This window comes from Enterococcus sp. AZ050 (assembly GCF_051715085.1).
GTDB classification, from domain to species: domain Bacteria; phylum Bacillota; class Bacilli; order Lactobacillales; family Enterococcaceae; genus Enterococcus; species Enterococcus faecalis.
The window spans coordinates 1,857,282-1,876,598 of sequence record NZ_JBIOTC010000001.1 but is presented as its reverse complement, the minus strand read 5'-3'; the positions used below and the strand labels follow the sequence as shown (position 1 = coordinate 1,876,598).

Here is a 19,317-nt window from a genome sequence, read left to right as displayed (position 1 = left end):
AAAATCTTCTCTATTTTCGTCCTAAAATCCATGAAACGATGGCAACTAAAATCACTGCCCCGATAATCGATGGCACAATAGCCATCCCAGCTAAGCTTGGTCCCCATGTGCCTAAAATGGCTTGACCAATTGTTGAACCAACTAACCCTGCAATGATATTGGCAATAATGCCCATCGATGATCCTTTTTTAGTAATTGCTCCAGCGATTGCCCCAATGACACCACCGACAATTAATGCCCAAATAAAGCCCATGATTGTTTCCTCCCTTTAACTGTTTATTCTACACGTGGTTCCATATTTTCTTTGACTTGTTCTGTTCCTTTATTCACAGCTTTTTTTGCTTTTTCTGTTTGTTCAGAAGCAAATTCACCGGTACTTTTGGCAGCGCCTGTGACTTTATCTTGAACAGTTTCGCTATCTTCTTCGTATTCTTCTTTTGATTTGATATCGACTACGTTAACATTCACTTCAATCACATCTAAGTGGGTCATTTTTTTCACTTCACGGCTGATTAATTCTTTCATTTTTTCGTAAATGTCTTGAATATCTTTGCCGTATTCTACCACGATATCCATATCAACAGCGACTTGTTTTTTACCAACTTCGGTATCAATACCCGCTGTGACGTTATCTGTGTTTACTAATTTTTCAGCAATATTTGAGAAAAAGCCGCCATCGACTGTTAATAGACCATCGACATTTTCTAAGGCTAAACCGATAATTTTTTGAACGACTTTATCTTCAAATGTTAATTCACCTTTGATTGCATGATCTTCTGGTGTGTGTGGTCCGTTTCCTGCTGGTTTTGGTACATTATTGAATTTTTCGTTACTCATGGTTCATTCCTCCTAGTTTCTTCTATTATTGCTTTATTTTTAATAAAATAATAACCAATTATTGAACACGAGGTGCCGTGTTTTCTTTGACTTTTGTCTTACCTTTAGTTACCGCATGTTTGGCTTTGTTGGTTTGTTTTGACATAAAACTACCTGTCGCTTCAGCGGCGTTGCCAAGTTTATCTTGGACCGTTTCACTTTCTTCTTGGTACTCTGCTTGTGTTTTGATATCTACTACATTGACATTGACTTCGATTACTTCCAAGTGAGTCATTTGTTGGACTTCGCGAGTAATAACCTCTTTCATTTGATCATAAATGGTCTCGATATCTTTCCCGTATTCGGCTACAATGTCCATATCCACTGCGACTTGTTTTTTGCCGACCTCGGTGTGAATGCCTGTTGTAACATCTTCACTATTAATCATTTTATCTCGTAAATTCGAGAAAAAACCACCGTCCACAGTTAACAAACCGTCGACTTCTTCCAAAGCAATGCCAATAATTTTTTGGATTACTTTATCCTCAAACGTCAACTCACCTTTAACAATCGATACATTTGCATTTTCCATAGCCAAAACCTCCTATTTATGATGAAAATAATTTTTGACAATGCCTGTCTGTTCCAAATACAAACCTAGCCAAATACCTAGTCCTGTCAGGAGTACTACTAACAATGTTTTAAAGAAGCCGATTGACAGAAACAAGATTGCAAAAACCAAGCCGACTAGGCCACCAATTAACGGAACGGCATATTGTTTTATCCATTCAACCATTGTACATCCCTCCTACTCCACACGTGCTTGTGTCTGCTGTTGTTGTGGTCGTTTCATTGATTGAATATCTTCAAAATGAACATCAATCGTAATCTTGTGACCAGTTCCCACCAAACGAGCAAGCCGTTCTTCCATTGTTTTTGACCAAGCTTCTGTTTGTCCAATTAAATCTGCCGTTCGTTTCAGTGTGCCTTTGACATTGACCTTAATGCGCCGTTTTGTCGCCTTTACACGAATGGTTGGTGCTTCCAGAAAGTCACTGTCTTGCAAGCTAGAGCGTACAAATCCTTCGATAGCTTTACGGTGTAACACTAACTTTCCTTGCTCTTCTTTTAATTCAAACGTGCCTTTTCTTCTTGGGAATAAAAGAATGAATAAAAATAGAAAGAGCATAATTCCTAGTAAAACCAGCGCTACCCAAAAGATTGCTTGACGTGCGTACTCGTTGTCTTGCAAGAACCATTGGACATTATCTGGTGGTTGCCAAGCTGTATCGGCTGACCAAGTGGTGATGGCCACCGCGCCAAATAATGCCATTAAAATCAGTGAACCTAGAAGCAAAAGCATTTTAACAACTTTATTCACGGAACATCCCTCCTAAAGATTAATTGCTTCTCCACCAGTTACGCCATAAACTTGAGCCGTAACATAACTTGCATCATTGGACGCCAAGAAAACATAAACAGGGGCTAATTCAGCAGGCTGACCTGCACGTTCCAGTAAAGAATGTTGCCCAAATTCTGGCAACTCTTCAATTGGTTGTCCATGATCTAACTGTAACGGTGTCCAGATTGGTCCTGGAGCCACGCCATTTACCCGAATGCCTTTTGGTGCCAGTTGTTTTGCTAAACCAACGGTAAAGTTGGCAATTGATGCCTTCGTTGCTGCATAATCCAACAAATGCTCACTGGGATTAAAGGCTTGGACGGAAGTCGTTGTCACAATGCTACTTCCGGCAGGTAAGTGAGGCACTGCTGCTTTGACAATGCCAAACATCGCAATAATATTGACATGGAAAGTGTCTATCACTTGTTCCATTGGCAATTCTTCAATAGCGGCACAGGAAATTTGTTGGGCAGCATTTAAAACAAGGGTATCCAAGCCGCCTAATGCTTCACGAGCTTGTGCAACCAATTCTTCAGGTGCCTGTTTATCTCTTAAATCTGCTGGCAAAAGAATGACTTTTCGGCCAGCTTCTCGTATATAGTGCGCCACTTCTTCGGCGTCTTTTTCTTCACCTGGGAAAAAATGTAAGGCGATATCTGCGCCTTCGCGAGCAAAAGCAATCGCCGCAGCTCGTCCAATCCCAGAATCACCGCCTGTAATTAATACCCGACGATTTTCTAATTTGTGATTTCCGACATAGCTGTCTTCCCCACAATCTGGTTTAGGGACCATTTTGTCCTGTAATGCGGGAGTTTCTTGATCTTGTTGCGGAAATCCATCACTATAAAATAACTTTCTTGGGTCTTTTAAGTTTGGTTCTGTCATTAAATCTCCTCCCTTTCTACTATTACCTTAATACAATTTTTTCTTTTTGAAAAATATTTGAGCACATAAAATAAAAAAAATATTTTTAATACTCATTAAGCGAAATTTTTGGCAAAATTATCTAAAAGCTGATTTTATTTTTCAAAATAGCGTTTAATTGACCTTTTTTATCAACATTTGTTATTGACATATGATGTCCAATTCGCTTAAATAAGAAAGAAGCCCAACAGGCAAAAACAAAAATATTTAGAGATAATTGAGGAGTTACCGCCAATGAGAAATGTTTTACAAGACTACTTAGATGAACATTCCTTTCGAGTCGTTGTAAAAAAGAAGAAAAATTATTTAACTTATGAAGGACTGCAAGATCGTTATGCCTATATTTTAAAAAGTGGCATCATCAAAACTAGCGTTATTTCCAAAGACGGTCGTGAATTTAATTTACGTTATATCAACAATTTGGAAATTGTTTCATTGCTACGTGATGAATATTCAGAATTTATTGATGCACCTTTTAATATTCGCATCGAATCTCCACAAGCAGAACTTTACCAAATCGACCGTGTTCAATTTTGGCGGGATATCAATAATAGTAAAGACTTGCAAATGTATGTCAAAGAATACTATCGGGACCGTTTAATGCATTCCATGAAAAAGATGCAGCAAATGTTGATGAATGGCAAATTTGGGGCCGTTTGTACACAAATCTATGAAATGTACGATTCATTTGGCGTAGAAACAGAGGAAGGTATTTTAATTGATTTCGTGGTGACCAATGAAGAAATTGCGCATTTTTGTGGGATAACTTCTGCTAGTAGCGTTAACCGGATGATGCAGCAACTAAAAGAGTTAGGGGCAATTGAACTACGTAACCGCAAAGTTTTGATTAAAGATTTAGATATGATTAGAGATAACATTATTGTTTAACATCAGCACCCCCGCAAGTTTGACCTTGCGGGGGTGCTTTTTATTTTTCAGTGACAATATTCAATGGAAACTGACCTTTTTCTAAATTAAATGTCCGACCAGCCGTCAGCTGAAGCATTTCTTTTTTCATGCCTTCCGCCAAACGTACATCGCCAAAGCTTTCAATCATATCAATAACGGCGATTACTTCTTTATAATATCTCATTTTGCCAGTGTACAGATAATACGTAAGGTTTTTTAAGTAACGTAAGTTAAAATGAATATAGTAGATTTCAGCAGGAATCGTGGTAACACTCACTAGCGCTAAATATTCCCGAGCTTTCGCATAATTTTTCTTATAAAGTTCCCCAGTAATGATATTTAGGTAAAAACCATAGGCAACATTTAGTGTTTGGGTATCACGTAATTCAGCATCTTTGACAGGAAACATCTGATCAAGAATCTGAAGGACTTCATTTTCAGAAAACAAGGCGGCAGGATTAGTCACCATTTGATAATCGTAGTATGTATAGTAGCTTTTGCTAGAGATAAGCGCGAGAATTACCATTCGATCGGTTTCATCAAATTCTGGAATTTCCTCCCAATCATTACTAAACGTTAATTTAATATCTGTGTAAATAGACATTTCCAACGCATTTTTATGAGGATTGCGCTCTAATTGATAAAAATAATGAATGAGATTCTTTTTTTCACTTGTATTGTTCAACCCCAGTTGACAACACTCAATTTGATGTTTGACTTCTGAAGAAGCCATGATTCTCGTATCAGATACCATAAAAAAAAATTCATTAAAGGTAATCCCCAGTGACTGCAACGCCGTCATTAAATCCTCGTAACTTAGCTTGGCTTCACCAATTTCGATTCTTCGATAGGTTTGTTTCCCCTTTTTTGGCAAAACATCTTTCTGAGCAATTTTTTTCTTTTTTCTAAAATATTTTAGAGCACCTAGCACATCCATAATATCCCCCTTTTATAATGAAAATAATATTAAATATTATTTTTTTTATTAACTTAAAGATCCAACAACACCTGTACAAATTAAACAAAATCAGAAAAAACATTAATAAACATTTCAAAATATTCATTTTTATTATTTCCGTAATTATAATATTGTAATATTTTGATAACCATAAAAACTTATATACTTAACTTCCCTTGAAAAAACCAAAAGAAATGTTCTATAATAGAAGTCAATATAGCTAACAGAGAAGGAGGTTTTGCATATGTTTGGTTTTGATATCAGCTTATTCCTTATTACACTATTCCGTTAAACCCACTCTTCACTAACCATTGTACAACCAATTCCATTGAATATCTATTTCATTTTTATTAAATAACATTTTTAATAAAAGTACATATCGTTTATTTTTAGATATTTTCTTTAATTAAATGAAATATATTTATTTAAACAAATAAATTACATTTAATTAAATCAGAGGGAAACAGATTTTAGCAAGTGAAGAAAAAAACAGCTCTTGAGAGATATTTTCTCAAGAGCTGTTTTTCTATTTTATTTCAAAAGCGGTTTGCGTTGTGGGGTTATTACTTAATAAGGTGTTTTTATACAGTAAATAGTACGCTGCCGCTGACCAACTAAAGTTTTTCGTACTTAGGCCTTTCCCTGTCAGTGGATCATAATTTTCATGAATAGGTCCTTCTCCCATCAATCCTTCGGCATGTAAGAAGAGTTTTTGTGTCATTTCTTTTGCTTCTTTTGTATAGTCATAGTTTTGAAGAGCTTCTACACCAAACAAGGCTTGATCAAGCCAAACTGGTCCCCGCCAATATTTCGTTGCAGCAAATTTTTCATTGTCTTTGGATGCCGTTGGGAATGGCATAAAGGTATTGAACATTTCTTGATTTATCATGTTTTTCTTAACTGCCGCCGCCTGTTCTTTGGTCGCTACTTTTGCCCAGAGCGGCAACCAGCCTTCTGTTCCTTTGCCACGATTGACTAACAATTTTGTTTTCGAGCCGTCTTCATTTATTTGTAAGTCATAGAAAAAGCCCGTTTTTTCATCAAACATATTTTCTTGAATATATTTTTTTAGTTTCTTCGCTTCTTTTTGATAGTTCTTATAGTCCTCTTTTTTGCCTAGTTCTTCTGCTATCGAAGCTAAATAGCCCTTTTCAGCGTAGAGATACGCATTCAAATCCACTGATTCTTGATTAATCGAATACCCCACTACTTTTCCTTTATTTTTATTTTCAAAAACTTTAACTCCAACGTCGCCTTTGCCCACACCTTCTTTGTCAAACCGTGTAGCGTTATCCATGCCACTTTCCCACGCGGCTGCTTCAATAACAGCATCATCATCCACTTTAGGTTGGCCATTTTTATCTTTAATGATTTGATCCTTGTCGTCTTTTTGCCAGTGAGCATCACTGACCATGCTTCCATATTCTGCTATCCCATTTTTATTGTGGTCTCTGTTGGTATACCACCAATTATGATAAGCCACAAGTTTGGGATACATTTCTTTTAAAAATTCCTTATCTTTGGTTTCTTGATAAATATGCCAAACTGCCCATGCAGCCAATGGTGGTTTAGAATTTCGTTCATTCCAGTTGCCACCTTCACCACCACGCGCACTGTCTTGATTGTAAAAGACAGCATCAATGATCGCTCCTGCATCTTGTGGACGTACGGTATCATCTTTTTGAATTTGATAATCAAACAAGGCCCGCATATTATTTTTAGCTAACTCAGGATTAAAATCAGCCGTTGCTACATCCGCTTTCCACGAATCCCAAGCCCACATACCAATAAACCATTTATAAGACATGGACGGAACAATCCCGTCATGCTTAAAGGCACCTGCCGCACTTCGCCAATTGGTATTAATCGTTTCAATCGATTTGACTAGCGCATTTTGATATTCAGGAAATTCTGCTGTTTTCTTTTGATCAAACGTTTTATCTAGATATCCTTGCCATCTTTGCTTGTTCTCTTTGAAATAGCGCGCCGCATTTTTGGTATATTCGGGTGCTTGTTGTTGTTCCTTTGCCTCTTCCTCTTTTGTAAAAGTATAGCTTTCTGTCGTATAGGTGTTGTACGTTTGTTTAGGCTTCAATTCAATTGGTTCAGCGGTCGCTGTATAATTCCGATTATCAATTTTTGTTGAAACTTTATCCGCATGATGAATCGTATATTTTGTGTCTTTCGTAGCAAAATAATTCCACGTTTCTCTGACTTCACCAAAATTCACTTGAATGTCATTGTCTTTAGCAGTTAAACGAGTACCAATATCTAAGGTTTCCATTCCCTCTTGAATTTTGTCAAAGACCGCACCTGTCCAGCTTGCTTCAAGTGACAAGGGATCTTCACCAGTGTTTTCAAGTGTCGTTTGGATAAGCGCCGTTCGATTGCTGACAAAAATTAAAGCTAAATGAATCGTTACATCGTCTAATTCATAGGTTTGCTCTAGGCGCCCAGGATAATAAGACAGGTCCATGCGGTTGCTTTGGCTTAAATCATAGGTTTCTCCCGTTTTTTTATTTTTGACCGTTAATTTGTTTAAACTTGCCGCCAAGTTTACTGGATATTCTTCCGCAATAATCAATGGCCCCGCAAAACCACCCAGTAGCTCTTTATTGCTTTTTTCAGGTAAATAGTAGCCATGCCATGCACCTAAATCAGAAAAATTATTAAAATAATTGGTATCGTATACGCCATTCGTCCGTTCGGTTGGTGATGCACTCACATCTAAAACATTCGCAAATTCATCAACTTTTGTTCTTTCAACACTTGCTTGCACTTCCCCGCTTAACGCAAAACAGCTGACTACGGTGATTCCTAACGCTAACCAAGTAGACACCCGTTTCTTTTTTGATAAACCCTTCATAAAACCCCTCCTATAAAAATGATAGCGCTTTATACACTGATTTATTATCAGCAAGGACTATGCCAAACGGAGTGTATCCCTTTTCATTATTGAAAGATTCCACTTTCTCTAGAAAAAAAGCGACCGTATTGAAGTGTATTGATCAAAAAATAACAAGTGTATCGATAGTGTATTTAGTTTATGCTTGATTCTGTTTTATTTTCGTAGCTTCCACAAATTTTTCAGTAATTTTTTGCGGTCGTGTAATAACAGATCCCACCACCACGCTATAAGCACCTAGCTCCAGAACACGTTGGACTTTTGCTGGCGTATCAATCATTCCTTCTGCAATGATTGGTGTAGTAAAATGCTTCTTTGCTTCTCTTAACAGTTCAAAATCATTTTGTTCAATCCGCTGATTTTCACTTTGCGGCGTATAGCCGACTAACGTTGTGCCAATATAATCAAAGCCTAACTCCGCCGCTTCAATCATCTCTTCCAGCGTGGAACAATCTGCCATCCATTCTTGGTTAGGATACTTTTCTTTTATTCTTTTGAAAAATGTGGCTAACGTTTCGCCATTTGGTCGTTTCGAATGGGTTGCATCGAGAGCGATAATTTCTGGCTGAACAGCCATTAATTCATCTACCTCACGCATAGTTGCGGTAATATATACTTCTGCGTCAGGATAATCTCGTTTAATAATCCCAATGATTGGTAAATCTACCTCTTTCCGGATTGCTCGAATGTCTACCACAGAATTTGCTCGAATGCCTTTAGCCCCTCCTTGTTTAGCGGCCAAAGCCATCTTGGACATGATAAAAGAACTATGCAACGGTTCGTCTGCCAACGCTTGGCAAGAAACAATTAATGCCCCTTTGATTTCTTTATTCAACATTGATCCCTCCAATTTAAAAGCGATTACAAACACAGTATACCTACAACAGCTGAAATATGCCACTCTCCCAAATAAGAACAAACGTTTCACGTGAAACAAAAGAAAGCAAGCGGTTAAGGCTTGCTTTCTTTTGACTTATTTTTAATTTTTATGACCCTCTAAATAATCATACCCAAAATGTGCATACGCAAATGGCGTTGCAATTCGTCCTCGTGGTGTTCGTTTAATGAAACCTTTTTGAATAAGATAGGGTTCATACATATCTTCCACCGTTTCGGTTTCTTCACCGATATTTACAGACAAGGTACTTAAACCAACTGGACCGCCGCCGTATAAATCAATCATTGTTTTCAACAATTTTTGATCGACATAATCCAAGCCTTGATGGTCCACTTGCAGCAAGGTTAACGCTTTGTCTGCAATCGCTCGGTCGATTTTGCCATCTGATTGGACTTGGGCAAAATCACGGACACGTTTTAACAAACGATTAGCAATTCGGGGGGTTCCTCTTGAGCGGCGCGCAATTTCAAAGGCACCTTCCTCAAAAATCTCCGTTTGAAAAATATCCGCGGAACGGAGAACGATTTCTTTTAAATCCTGCTCTTGATAATACTCCATGTGAGAAATAATCCCAAAACGATCTCGTAATGGCGCTGAAAGCATCCCTGCCCGTGTGGTAGCGCCCACTAAAGTAAAAGGCGGTAACGGAAAATGAACGGGATGTGCCGTGGTTCCTTGACCGACCATGATATCAATGTAAAAATCTTCCATTGCGGAATACAGCATTTCTTCCACCACTCGCGGCAAACGATGAATTTCATCGATAAATAACACATCACCAGGCTCTAATTCGTTCAAAATAGCGACTAAATCTCCCGCCCGTTCGATGGCTGGTCCACTTGTGGTACGAATGTTCACATTCATTTCATTGGCGATGACCATCGCCATTGTCGTTTTCCCTAAACCTGGCGGACCATAAAGAAGAGTATGATCCAACGCTTCATTCCGATTTTTCGCCGCTTCAATATAAATCGTTAGTTCTTGTTTTACTTTGTCTTGACCAATATATTGTGCTAAAAATTGTGGACGTAACGATTTTTCAATTGAAGCTTCTGCTTCTTGACTTGCAGCTGAAAGCAACCGTTCTTCTTCTGTCATCGTTATTCCTCCTTAGCGTTTCATCATGAATTTTAACGCATTGCTTAAATAAACATCTGTCGTTGTCTCACCTAACGCTTCCAATTGCTTAGTGATACGCTTAATCTCTCGGTCACTGTAGCCTAGGGCACTTAATGCTTCTAACGCTTCTGCCAATGCTTGATTGCTTGTTGTCACCGCTTCGGTTGCGGTCATGGCCGCAACCGCTGCTTCGGAAGACTCTAATTCGCCTAATTTTCCTTTTAAATCTAAAATCATTTGTTGGGCTGTTTTCTTGCCAACACCTGGGAACTTCGTTAAATATGTAACATCTTCCCCTTCAATTGCATTGATTAAACCACCATGATCAGCCACAGAAGCCATGATAGCTAAGCCACTTTTAGGGCCAATTCCAGAGACACTGATTAATTTTAAGAACAATTGTTTTTCTTCTAAACTGCCAAAACCAAATAAAAGTTGTGCATCTTCCCGCACGACTTGGTGAAGATATAGTTTAATATCCGTATCCATTTTTCCTGAATAGCGATACGGGTTATCGACTGAAATCTGATAGCCAATGCCATTTGTTTCAACGACAATATAGTATGGGCTAACAAACGTTACTTTTCCAATAATATATTCGTACATGTTGTCACCTTTCCAATTGCTGATTGCGTACATATGTTCCATTTTACTTGATTCATTTATTTTAAGCGATATCTCCATCGTTTGCAAATATTCCTATGAGCAATCTATACTAATAGCCTGAAAACACTCTTTATAAAACAGCTTTCTATTGATGAAGCAAACAATAATTAATAACTAACAGAAGACAGATTAACACGCTCTCCCTAGTAGAGACAATAATTTTATGTACAACTCAGTCTAATAATTCTATCTAGAAAGCTGTAAAAATTTAGGATTGATATTACTTTCAGACAAAACTAAATCATAATCTTCTGGGTAAACTTTTAAGTGCTGATCTAACGCAACAGATACCCCTGCTTGTAACCTTGCTAAAGCTACTTTATTATCCATCCATGTCAATGCATGAAATAGGGTACCTAAACAGGATATTCCTTTGCCTTTTCTATACTCTGCCTGAGTAATATTTGCTCGGGGATGAAAATTTTCACTATATCTAATAACTGCTTTAGCCGACCGATAGTTATACATTCGTCCACCATGTGCAGCTCTATTCCTATAACTATGACATAAAAAGATAATGTCAGTAAACATATTGGTAATCCCTTCATCCACGATTTCTTTAGGTATTCCTAGAATCATCGCTATAACTTCTTTTTTATTTTCACTTTTTTGTAATTTATAAAAATTAGCCAGGTTTCCAAATGTTGTTCCTTTTAACATAATCCAAGGTGGAACGTTTCCATGATAACCACGATAGTGTTTCATGGGTTCTATATCATCGTAGATAATCTTTTTAAACTTTGTAATTAGCTGATCAACTTTATATCCTTGTCCGTTTTTGTTTTTCTTTCCACTTTGATAATGACGTCTATTCAAATAGTCTATTTGTTGTTCACCTATATTTTTACTGACAACGTAAGAAATAGCTGCTCTTACATACATCTCAACATCACATGTCGCATCAATTACAGATGAAGTTATTGTTTTGTCCATCATAAATAAAGAAAAAATATGATCAAATGTACTGTTTTCTATAAAACATTCTTCTTGATGGTCAGTTATTTTTTGCTTTTTTTCCAAAAGGAAGTCTTTATAGCCATTGATAATCTCATAATAGCCATAAAAAGATAATTTCTTTTTTGCATTTTCTTTATCCGAGAAAACCAATCCTCGAGCTTCCAAAATAGCTAATTGTTCATCTAATGTTTTAAAAGGCTTCATATACTGTTCTCCTATTAATTAGCACAAGAACGTCTATTAGAAAAACTAATAGACGTTCTTGGTTAGCCGCACAGCAGCTCTTCTTTAAGGTTATCTCTATGCTATCATTTGTTTTGTAGCTAGTCAATAGCCCAACTTTCTAAAGAAAATGCTTTTTATACTAAAAAATACAATACGTTGTATAAAAACAGAAAAAATATTAAGTATATTTCTATACATTGTCCAAAAAATCAAAATGCACACAGCCATAGCGGAGAATTTTTTATCATCGACCTTGGCTACATCTATTTGTTACTTTTCGCTCACTAGGGAATTAAAAAGTGCGTACTGTTTTTTTTAACATGCTTGCGTAATAATAGCGGTAGCTTCAAAAAAAATAACCAAAAAGGAGACTACATACATGAAATTAAGTATCTTAGATCAATTAACGGTTCCTAAAAATCAATCAGCAAGCGACACATTACAAGAAGCCAAAGAGCTCGCTCAATTAGCGGAAAAACTTGGCTACACAAGAATTTGGTATGCCGAACATCACGGCTCAGACGCCTTTGCCAGTGCAACGCCAGAAATTTTAGTTGCACATATTGCTAGTGCCACCGAAAAAATTCGTGTTGGCGCGGGTGGCATCATGACCATGCATTATGCGCCATTTAAAGTCGCAGAAACGTTTAAAACGTTAGCAGCTTTATATCCTGATCGAATCGATTTAGGCATGGGCCGCTCGCCTGGTGGCAGCCCTTTAACTACGTTGGCGTTAAATAATGGTCAGCCACCTCAGCTAGACCAATTTGATAAATTACCTGAAATTTTACTCTTTTTAAGAGAGGAATTTCCTGAAGATCATTTATATTCTAAAATTTCAGCTGTTCCGCGGGAAGTTCTATTACCACAACCCTGGTTACTAGGTGCTAGTAAAGAAAGCGCACGTTCAGCTGGTGAATATGGCATTAATTTTTCCTTTGCGCAATTTATTCATGGACATTTGCCCAAAGAAGTATTGTCCGCATATTACAAGCATTTCCGACCAGTAACTGAACAACAAGAGCCGCAAGTGAGCGCTGCGTATTTCACTTTTGCCGCCGACACGAAAGAAGAAGCAGAATACCATGCGGCTAGTTTTGAGCATTATATCTTTGCCACCGAACATGGGCTTCCAAATAAATTTTTATCGCCAGAAGAAGCACTAGCTTTCCCTTACAGTGAAATGGACAAACTGGTTTTAGAACAAAATAAACAACGCTTTGTCATTGGCAGTAGCCAAGAAGTTGCGGAGTTTTTCCACCAACAAGAAGAACTAGGGTTGACAGAAGCGATGCTAATCACTCCAGGTTATGACAAACAAACGGCTTTCAATCATTTGAACGCCTAGCAAAAGAATTATTATAGAAAGGAAATGAGAAATGTTAGAGGTTTTAAAAAGAATTAATACGCTTGCACAAAAAGAGCGTGAACAAGGCTTAACATCTGAAGAACAAGCTCTTCGTGTCGATTTGCGACAAGAATATTTGCGGACCATTCGTGAACAATTCAATAAAACATTAATGGGCGTCACTATTTATGATCCTACTGGTGAAGATGTGACCCCAGAAAGATTAAAAGAAGAACAGCAGAAATATTTTGATTAAAAGAGACACAGAACAGTCGATTTGACTATTCTGTGTCTCTTTTTAACTACTCTTCTGTCACATATGTCCACTTATAATCATATTGTGCGCCAGCACCATGGGCAACGACGCCTTTCACTTCTTTACTGCGTAGATGGGCAGTCGCCTTTTGATAAAGTGGTGCTAAAGCGGTCTCTTCACCAATCAATAACTTCTCAGCCTTAACCATGTCTTCCCAACGTTTTTCAGGATCTGAAGCATCTCTTGTGGCTGAAGCCTCGATCAACTCATCGTAGGCTTTACTTGAAAAACGCCCGCGATTATAGTTATTGCCAGTGACAAAAAGGTCTAAGAAACTACTTGGATCTGCGTAATCCGCAGCCCAACCACCTAAGATTGTCTCAAAATCGCCGCGACTACCTCGATCAATTCGAACTGAAAACGGCACTGGGCTCACTGTTACATCAATGCCCTCTAAAGTATCCTTTAACGTACCTTGAATATATTCCGCTAACTTTTTCGTAGAATCGACATCATCGGCAACAATATCCATTTTGAGTGTTGTTATACCCAATTCTTTCTTCGCTTTTGCCCAATATTCTTTTGCTTTTTCTGGGCTATATTCAACAATTTTTTTATTTTCATCAGCAAAATCTTTGTCATCTGTCGGCGAATAAGACATCCCTTCTGGAATTAAGCCGGTAGCGACTACTGAGCCGTCGCCTAAAATTTTATCTACTAATGCGTTGCGATCAATCGCTGCTGAAATTGCTTTGCGTAAATTCACATTATTATACGGTGAATTTTTATCTCGCTGATTAAATTCCAAATAGCTGGTTCGTGCTTCTTTTTCGATAACCAATTCTGGATCCTTCGCCATTTGCTGGGCCAATTCGCCGCTTAAAATAACATCGTCTGCCTGGCCATCTTGGAATAAGTTCAAGGCAGTTGGCGCCTCCTTGACAACATCAAAATTGATTTTATCTAATTTGACATTGTCTTTATCCCAATAGTTTTCATTTTTTTCCAAAGTCCAATTGGTATCTGAGCCAGCCCCTTCAAAGTTAGCTAAGACAAACGGACCATTATAGACTGCTTTTTCACTGGAAGCAGCGTAATCTTTGCCATATTTCTCTACGGTTGCTTGATGTTGCGGGAAAAATAGTGGAAAGGCCAGTAAATAATCAAAATATGGTGTTGGTTTTGCCAGTTTAATTTCTAGCTCGTAATCTCCGTTTGCTTTAATGCCTAATTCAGAGACTGGTTTCTTACCAGCTACAATATCTGCGCCGTTTTCAATCATTTCTAGAAAATAAGCATACTCAGCGCCAGTCTGAGGATCTGCTGTACGTTGCCAACTAAAAACATAATCGGCAGCTGTGACAGGATCACCATTGGACCATTTTGCTTCTTCTCTTAGTTTCACTGTGTACGTCAGACCATCATCACTGACTTGCACTTTTTCTTTAGCCCCTGCTGGTTGCGGCTTGCTTTTATCATCTAAACGATAAATTCCTTCATACGCATTATTCAGTGCCGTAAAACTAATTGTATCTGTTCCTAAAGATAAATCTGCAGAAGGCATTTCTTGTTGAACTACTACTTTAAATTCTTGTTTAGCGGCAGTTTTCTCTGATCCGCCCTTTGCTTTTTCGGCGCCAGCTCCCCCATCACCACCACAAGCAGCTAAAACTAACAGCGTTGTTAAACTTAACCCGATAAGTCCTTTTATACGTTTACTTTTCATGCCTTTCTCCCTTCACAGAAAAAACTCTTCATTTTTTAATTTTTAGAATATTCTTATAATACTAAAATTAAAAACAAATGGCAAGCATTAAAATAAAAAAAAGAACCAATCCCGAAGGACGGTTCTTAAAAAATGACTAACTAGCTTTGTTACGTCGTTTATAAATATACCAGCCAGAAGAAGAAAGTCCAACGAACAGTAAACCATATAATGCAAGCGTTTCTGTTTCTGTACCCGTTTTAGGTAAAAAGCCGCCATACTTTTTCTTCTCTGTTACGGATGGATTGCTCTGTCTTGCTCCCGCTTGGTTTTGTTTATTAGTTGCTACTGGTGTTTCTGGTGTTGGTTTTGGATCTGGTTTTGGCGTCTCTCCTCCACCGATTAACTCTTTGTAAGCTTCTTCCGAAATAGAAACAATTCGTTCGCCTGGGAATGGTTCTTTATATTGTGCTAAATCAATCGTCGTTGCTGCACGATACAACCGCAAGCTGGTTGCACTTTTCAAGTATTCAATTAAGACAGCATCTAGTGAAATCCCTTCTTCTCGTTCACCACCTAGCATATCGTAACCATCACCACCAGCAGCTAAGAAATCATTGGTAGCCATCCGGTATTGTTTCTTCTCATCCAATGGTTCAAACTTTTGCGTTTGCCGATTTTTAATTTCTATTCCTAATACGCGACTACCGACAATCGTTTGTCCTGTTTCATTGCCTTCGTCACTAGCCAAGCGAGTACCTGGTTTTGTGGAATCATAGTGGATACGAATGGAGCTTGAAACATGTAGGAAACCACCATTTGCGCCAAGTTTTGGTTGGCCAGCATCATCTAGTAAAATTGTGCCATTCTCATCTTTTTGTGGAATCGAACGAACAGACATTTCAAACATTTCTTTAACTTGAGCGCCGGTTACTTGAATTTGCGCAATGCTATTGCCAAAAGGTAACACAGCAATGACATCCCCAACTTTAATTGGCCCTTGTTTAATATCAGCGCGAATGCCGCCACCATTGGTTACTGCAAAATCAGCAGGTTGGCTAAACGCGTCTTGGCCATATGACATAATCGCATCACCAATCAAATTCCCTAAGTTGGTCTCTCGTGTGCGCACATTTTCTCGTTGTCCATCCAATGTGAATGGAATATAATCGACAATTACTTTTTCATTTTCAGCGTTAAAATTCGTACGTGCTTCATCAACGATGGCTTTAACTGCCGGGTTTTCTGGCAATTCTAGCAGCTCTGCTGCTGAAATCAATTTTGCTGTTTTCTTAGTTGGTTCACTCTCTGGTGCTGTGACGATCCCAACATTATTTAAATAATTACCTGTTTGAGCATAGATCACTTTGCCATAACGTTTGCCGCTTTCGACGGCTGTATGCGAATGTCCATCAATCACAGTGATATCTAACTCAGGATATGTTTGACTAAGGGTTTCTGCTAGCGTATCACCACGCCAGATATGCGGCGTCGTTTCATCTACGCCTAAATGCCCAGTAACCACGAAAGCTTGAATATCCGCGTACTTCTCTTTAATTTCATTAATCACTGCTTCTACTTCTGGAATCGGGTCTTTAAATGTTACCTTCTCCACGTTTTTCGGGTGTGTTTTCGTTGCTGTTTCTGGGGTCGTCACACCTACAATGGCAAACTTTTTCCCGGCTTTTTCTACGATTGTATACGGATCAAAAACCCGTCCACTGCCATCTTTGTAATACGTATTACTAGATAAAATCGGAAAATTCAGTTGGTCTTTATAACCTAGTGCAATCTCTAAACCAAAATCAAACTCGTGATTTCCCACCGCCATGGCATCATAACCAACTTCATTCATTGCTTTGGCCATATCCGCGCCTTTGGAGAAATTGGAGATTGGTAATCCTTGGAAAACATCCCCTGCATCCACCATCAAGGTTGGGTTTTCTTGGTCTTTAAAGGTTTTTAGACGCGCCATACCTAATTCGCCTTTCCCTGCTTCTAGTCGGCCATGAACGTCATTTGTGTGCATAATGGTATATGCATTATCTAAATCAAAGCCCGCATTACGGACATCTTGTTTCGTAATAGCGGCGGCGTTTGGTGTACGTCCATCAGGAGAAGTCGGAATTTGAAGAGTGCCGTCATTCACTAATTCGATTGCTTTGGCACGCCATTTTTCATCAAAATTTGTCCCAATAATTGACCAATTTCGTTCGATTTCTTGTTCTGGATCAAGCGTTCCTTTTTTCTTAATATAATCAACAATCATTCCTCGTAAGGTTTCTGGATCAGAATTTTTAATAGGTTCTCCTACTTGAATCCCTTGGCTAGCTAAACCGCCGTAACGATAATTATTCATAGCAATCGTATATTCTTTGGCAGGATCCAACGGTTGGCCGTCAATTTTCGCATCTACAATTCGTTCACCCACTGGTTTTGAAATGTCAATCTTGTAGTCCACTCCAGAAATCATGTCATAGTTATATACACGAATGTTTGGATTAAAACTAACGGTCAAATCATCTGGCTGTGTTTGGTTATAGTACGCCCCTTGTTTTTCCAAATACTTCAGTAAGTTTTCACCGTTAATGGGAACACTCACTAAGGTATTCGGGTATTTGTAGATATCAAAAATCGTGGCATAGGAAATCTTCCCCGCAGGTAATTTACTGTCGTATTTAAACAGCGCTGCCGCACTTAATTGTGCGCCCGTTACTTCTTTTTGAACGTTATTAATTAAAGAAATCATCGCTGTTGGTTGTAATTGTGCTTCGGGAATTCCTTTAATTTCTTGTTTTGGTAAAAAATCAGCTGTTGCTGTGCCGATCTCCTCCTGAATAAACGCTCGCGTTTTTTCATGGTATTCTTTTGTCGCTGCCTTAACTGCTTCATCTGCTGGAACATTCGTTGTTGGTACAATCGTTGCTGTACCTTCTTGCACTTCCCACTTATCGGCATTTTTAGCAACTGAAAGATCAATTTTGACAACTTCTGTCCCTGTATCTTTAGGTCCCCCTACCGGTACAGTTTTTCCATTCGGCGCTGCTCCTTGCTTGGTAAAAGAAAGGTGGTCATGACCCAGAATATACGCATCAATCCCCGCGACATTTTCAATTACTTGGTCGGCACTGGCAGCCGGATCACTATTTTGTTGTCCCGCATGAATCGAAGCAACAATAATGTCAGCCTGATCGTTAGTTTTCAACTCAGTAACTGCTTTTTCTGCTTCTTCTTTCAAAGGTAAAAAATTAAGCGAAGTAACACGAGGGCCATCCCACAAAGGAATGTGCGGGATTGTTAAGCCGATAATCCCAACTTTTAAATCTGGCTGCCCATCTTGATTAAGATCAAGTTCCTTCGTGGTAGTCCCTTCAACAAAACGACTACCATCCTTATTGTAGGTATTCGCAGACAAGATTGGAAAAGTGGCTTCTTTTTGAATTTTTTGGATTAACGGTAAACCAAAATTAAACTCATGATTCCCCAAAACCATTGCATCATACTTCATCACATTCATGGCGGTAATCATTGGATGGGTCTTTTCATTCACTAAAGGCGCTTTATTATACAAGTCATCTGTTAAAATAGTGCCTTGAATATTGTCGCCATTATCAATTAAAACGGTGCCTGCTGGGTTTTGTGCCCGGACTTGGTTGACGACTGTACTTACTTGGGACAAACCAACTGGTAATTCTTTATCATCTTCATAAGACCAATTCCATAATTGACCATGAACATCTGACGTACCTAAAATTGTTATTTTTTGCGGCGTGCTCGTTTCTTCTTTTTCAGCGGTTGACGTTTCTAAATTCGTCGTCTCTGTTGGTGCTGTGGTTTCTTGTGACTGCTTGACACTGTCACTCGTAGCCTGATTTGGTGCTTCTTGTTTGATGTCTGTTGTTTCCTGTGTAATGACTGGTTCTTGTTTTCTACTTGAATCGGTGGTACTTGTTACTGCTTCTGAACTTTGTTGACTCGTTGTTTCTACTGCATATGCCGTACTAGTAACGCTTGGCGCTATCAACGCAACAGCCATTAAAAAATGCATGCCCCACTTCACTTTTTTAAAGCTCAACTTTTTCACAAATTTCCTCCTTGTGTTTCAACCCATTTGCAACAAACAATTGTCAAAGTAACAAACAACAAAAAGAGCCTTCCCCCATCACGCTGCTCTTCTTTTCCTATCATAATATATCCGTTAAATAAAAAACAGTAAATTCCGTTAAAAT

At 38.4% G+C, this 19,317-nt stretch carries 16 protein-coding genes and 1 pseudogene; 3 read left to right on the top strand and 14 right to left on the bottom strand.

What is annotated here, in order from left to right; all coding sequences use genetic code 11:
- Nucleotides 1-10: 10 nt before the first annotated feature.
- The 6 genes from IGJ04_RS09050 to IGJ04_RS09025 are packed head-to-tail and all read right to left on the bottom strand — an operon-like array spanning nucleotide 11 to nucleotide 3,103.
- The gene (locus tag IGJ04_RS09050) at nucleotides 11-253 is read right to left on the bottom strand and encodes a GlsB/YeaQ/YmgE family stress response membrane protein (protein WP_002356092.1); all 243 of its coding nucleotides are present in this window, start codon (nucleotides 251-253) and stop codon (nucleotides 11-13) included.
- Nucleotides 254-276: 23 nt separating this feature from the next.
- The gene (locus IGJ04_RS09045) at nucleotides 277-837 is read right to left on the bottom strand and encodes an Asp23/Gls24 family envelope stress response protein (RefSeq protein WP_002356090.1); all 561 of its coding nucleotides are present in this window, start codon (nucleotides 835-837) and stop codon (nucleotides 277-279) included.
- A 58-nt stretch (nucleotides 838-895) separates the two neighbouring features.
- Nucleotides 896-1,408, bottom strand: coding sequence for an Asp23/Gls24 family envelope stress response protein (locus IGJ04_RS09040; protein ID WP_002383483.1), 513 nt, complete (start codon nucleotides 1,406-1,408; stop codon nucleotides 896-898).
- A 12-nt stretch (nucleotides 1,409-1,420) separates the two neighbouring features.
- Entirely contained in the window at nucleotides 1,421-1,612 is a 192-nt protein-coding gene (locus IGJ04_RS09035; RefSeq protein WP_002356087.1) for a DUF2273 domain-containing protein, read from the bottom strand.
- A gap of 12 nt (nucleotides 1,613-1,624) precedes the next feature.
- Nucleotides 1,625-2,197 (bottom strand): alkaline shock response membrane anchor protein AmaP, encoded by a 573-nt coding sequence (amaP, locus tag IGJ04_RS09030; protein ID WP_438840133.1) that lies wholly within the window; start codon nucleotides 2,195-2,197, stop codon nucleotides 1,625-1,627.
- Nucleotides 2,198-2,209: 12 nt separating this feature from the next.
- Complete coding sequence (locus IGJ04_RS09025; RefSeq protein ID WP_010775474.1) at nucleotides 2,210-3,103, bottom strand: SDR family oxidoreductase; 894 nt, start codon at nucleotides 3,101-3,103, stop codon at nucleotides 2,210-2,212.
- A 273-nt stretch (nucleotides 3,104-3,376) separates the two neighbouring features.
- Here IGJ04_RS09025 and IGJ04_RS09020 point away from each other — a divergent pair, with 273 nt between their 5' ends.
- Complete coding sequence (locus tag IGJ04_RS09020) at nucleotides 3,377-4,030, top strand: Crp/Fnr family transcriptional regulator (RefSeq protein ID WP_438840132.1); 654 nt, start codon at nucleotides 3,377-3,379, stop codon at nucleotides 4,028-4,030.
- 40 nt (nucleotides 4,031-4,070) lie between these two features.
- On the opposite strand, the gene IGJ04_RS09015 is transcribed toward IGJ04_RS09020, so the two are convergent.
- The 6 genes from IGJ04_RS09015 to IGJ04_RS08990 form a co-directional block, all read right to left on the bottom strand.
- Complete coding sequence (locus IGJ04_RS09015; protein ID WP_002403937.1) at nucleotides 4,071-4,988, bottom strand: helix-turn-helix domain-containing protein; 918 nt, start codon at nucleotides 4,986-4,988, stop codon at nucleotides 4,071-4,073.
- Between the two features lie 547 nt (nucleotides 4,989-5,535).
- Nucleotides 5,536-7,875, bottom strand: a complete 2,340-nt coding sequence (gene ygjK / locus IGJ04_RS09010) for an alpha-glucosidase (RefSeq protein WP_438840131.1) — start codon at nucleotides 7,873-7,875, stop codon at nucleotides 5,536-5,538.
- 178 nt (nucleotides 7,876-8,053) lie between these two features.
- A complete protein-coding gene (locus tag IGJ04_RS09005; protein ID WP_002370615.1) occupies nucleotides 8,054-8,752 on the bottom strand; it encodes an N-acetylmannosamine-6-phosphate 2-epimerase in 699 nt (232 codons plus the stop codon).
- A gap of 141 nt (nucleotides 8,753-8,893) precedes the next feature.
- Nucleotides 8,894-9,910 (bottom strand): Holliday junction branch migration DNA helicase RuvB, encoded by a 1,017-nt coding sequence (ruvB, locus tag IGJ04_RS09000; protein WP_002383488.1) that lies wholly within the window; start codon nucleotides 9,908-9,910, stop codon nucleotides 8,894-8,896.
- A gap of 12 nt (nucleotides 9,911-9,922) precedes the next feature.
- A complete protein-coding gene (gene ruvA / locus IGJ04_RS08995) occupies nucleotides 9,923-10,537 on the bottom strand; it encodes a Holliday junction branch migration protein RuvA (protein ID WP_002359241.1) in 615 nt (204 codons plus the stop codon).
- Nucleotides 10,538-10,783: 246 nt separating this feature from the next.
- Nucleotides 10,784-11,758: an Abi family protein gene (locus IGJ04_RS08990; RefSeq protein WP_002407578.1), complete on the bottom strand. Its 975-nt coding sequence runs from the start codon at nucleotides 11,756-11,758 to the stop codon at nucleotides 10,784-10,786.
- Nucleotides 11,759-12,158: 400 nt separating this feature from the next.
- Here IGJ04_RS08990 and IGJ04_RS08985 point away from each other — a divergent pair.
- A pseudogene (locus IGJ04_RS08985) lies at nucleotides 12,159-13,144 on the top strand (LLM class flavin-dependent oxidoreductase).
- Nucleotides 13,145-13,158: 14 nt separating this feature from the next.
- Nucleotides 13,159-13,383 (top strand): DUF896 domain-containing protein, encoded by a 225-nt coding sequence (locus IGJ04_RS08980; RefSeq protein WP_002373729.1) that lies wholly within the window; start codon nucleotides 13,159-13,161, stop codon nucleotides 13,381-13,383.
- A gap of 46 nt (nucleotides 13,384-13,429) precedes the next feature.
- Here IGJ04_RS08980 and IGJ04_RS08975 read toward each other — a convergent pair whose 3' ends face one another.
- Both IGJ04_RS08975 and IGJ04_RS08970 read right to left on the bottom strand, forming a co-directional pair.
- Nucleotides 13,430-15,109 (bottom strand): peptide ABC transporter substrate-binding protein, encoded by a 1,680-nt coding sequence (locus tag IGJ04_RS08975; protein ID WP_002361487.1) that lies wholly within the window; start codon nucleotides 15,107-15,109, stop codon nucleotides 13,430-13,432.
- Nucleotides 15,110-15,245: 136 nt separating this feature from the next.
- Entirely contained in the window at nucleotides 15,246-19,172 is a 3,927-nt protein-coding gene (locus IGJ04_RS08970) for a 5'-nucleotidase C-terminal domain-containing protein (RefSeq protein WP_071646504.1), read from the bottom strand.
- Nucleotides 19,173-19,317: the final 145 nt, after the last annotated feature.

What these genes read in the sequence shown, in the direction of transcription:
- IGJ04_RS08990 (WP_002407578.1), bottom strand. Translation starts at nt 11,758, where the DNA reads ATGAAGCCTTTTAAAACATTAGATGAACAATTAGCTATTTTGGAAGCT.
- IGJ04_RS09035 (WP_002356087.1), bottom strand. Translation starts at nt 1,612, where the DNA reads ATGGTTGAATGGATAAAACAATATGCCGTTCCGTTAATTGGTGGCCTA.
- ygjK (WP_438840131.1), bottom strand. Translation starts at nt 7,875, where the DNA reads ATGAAGGGTTTATCAAAAAAGAAACGGGTGTCTACTTGGTTAGCGTTA.
- IGJ04_RS09050 (WP_002356092.1), bottom strand. Translation starts at nt 253, where the DNA reads ATGGGCTTTATTTGGGCATTAATTGTCGGTGGTGTCATTGGGGCAATC.
- IGJ04_RS08980 (WP_002373729.1), top strand. Translation starts at nt 13,159, where the DNA reads ATGTTAGAGGTTTTAAAAAGAATTAATACGCTTGCACAAAAAGAGCGT.
- IGJ04_RS08975 (WP_002361487.1), bottom strand. Translation starts at nt 15,109, where the DNA reads ATGAAAAGTAAACGTATAAAAGGACTTATCGGGTTAAGTTTAACAACG.
- ruvB (WP_002383488.1), bottom strand. Translation starts at nt 9,910, where the DNA reads ATGACAGAAGAAGAACGGTTGCTTTCAGCTGCAAGTCAAGAAGCAGAA.
- IGJ04_RS09015 (WP_002403937.1), bottom strand. Translation starts at nt 4,988, where the DNA reads ATGGATGTGCTAGGTGCTCTAAAATATTTTAGAAAAAAGAAAAAAATT.
- IGJ04_RS09020 (WP_438840132.1), top strand. Translation starts at nt 3,377, where the DNA reads ATGAGAAATGTTTTACAAGACTACTTAGATGAACATTCCTTTCGAGTC.
- IGJ04_RS09040 (WP_002383483.1), bottom strand. Translation starts at nt 1,408, where the DNA reads ATGGAAAATGCAAATGTATCGATTGTTAAAGGTGAGTTGACGTTTGAG.
- IGJ04_RS09005 (WP_002370615.1), bottom strand. Translation starts at nt 8,752, where the DNA reads ATGTTGAATAAAGAAATCAAAGGGGCATTAATTGTTTCTTGCCAAGCG.
- IGJ04_RS09025 (WP_010775474.1), bottom strand. Translation starts at nt 3,103, where the DNA reads ATGACAGAACCAAACTTAAAAGACCCAAGAAAGTTATTTTATAGTGAT.
- IGJ04_RS09045 (WP_002356090.1), bottom strand. Translation starts at nt 837, where the DNA reads ATGAGTAACGAAAAATTCAATAATGTACCAAAACCAGCAGGAAACGGA.
- ruvA (WP_002359241.1), bottom strand. Translation starts at nt 10,537, where the DNA reads ATGTACGAATATATTATTGGAAAAGTAACGTTTGTTAGCCCATACTAT.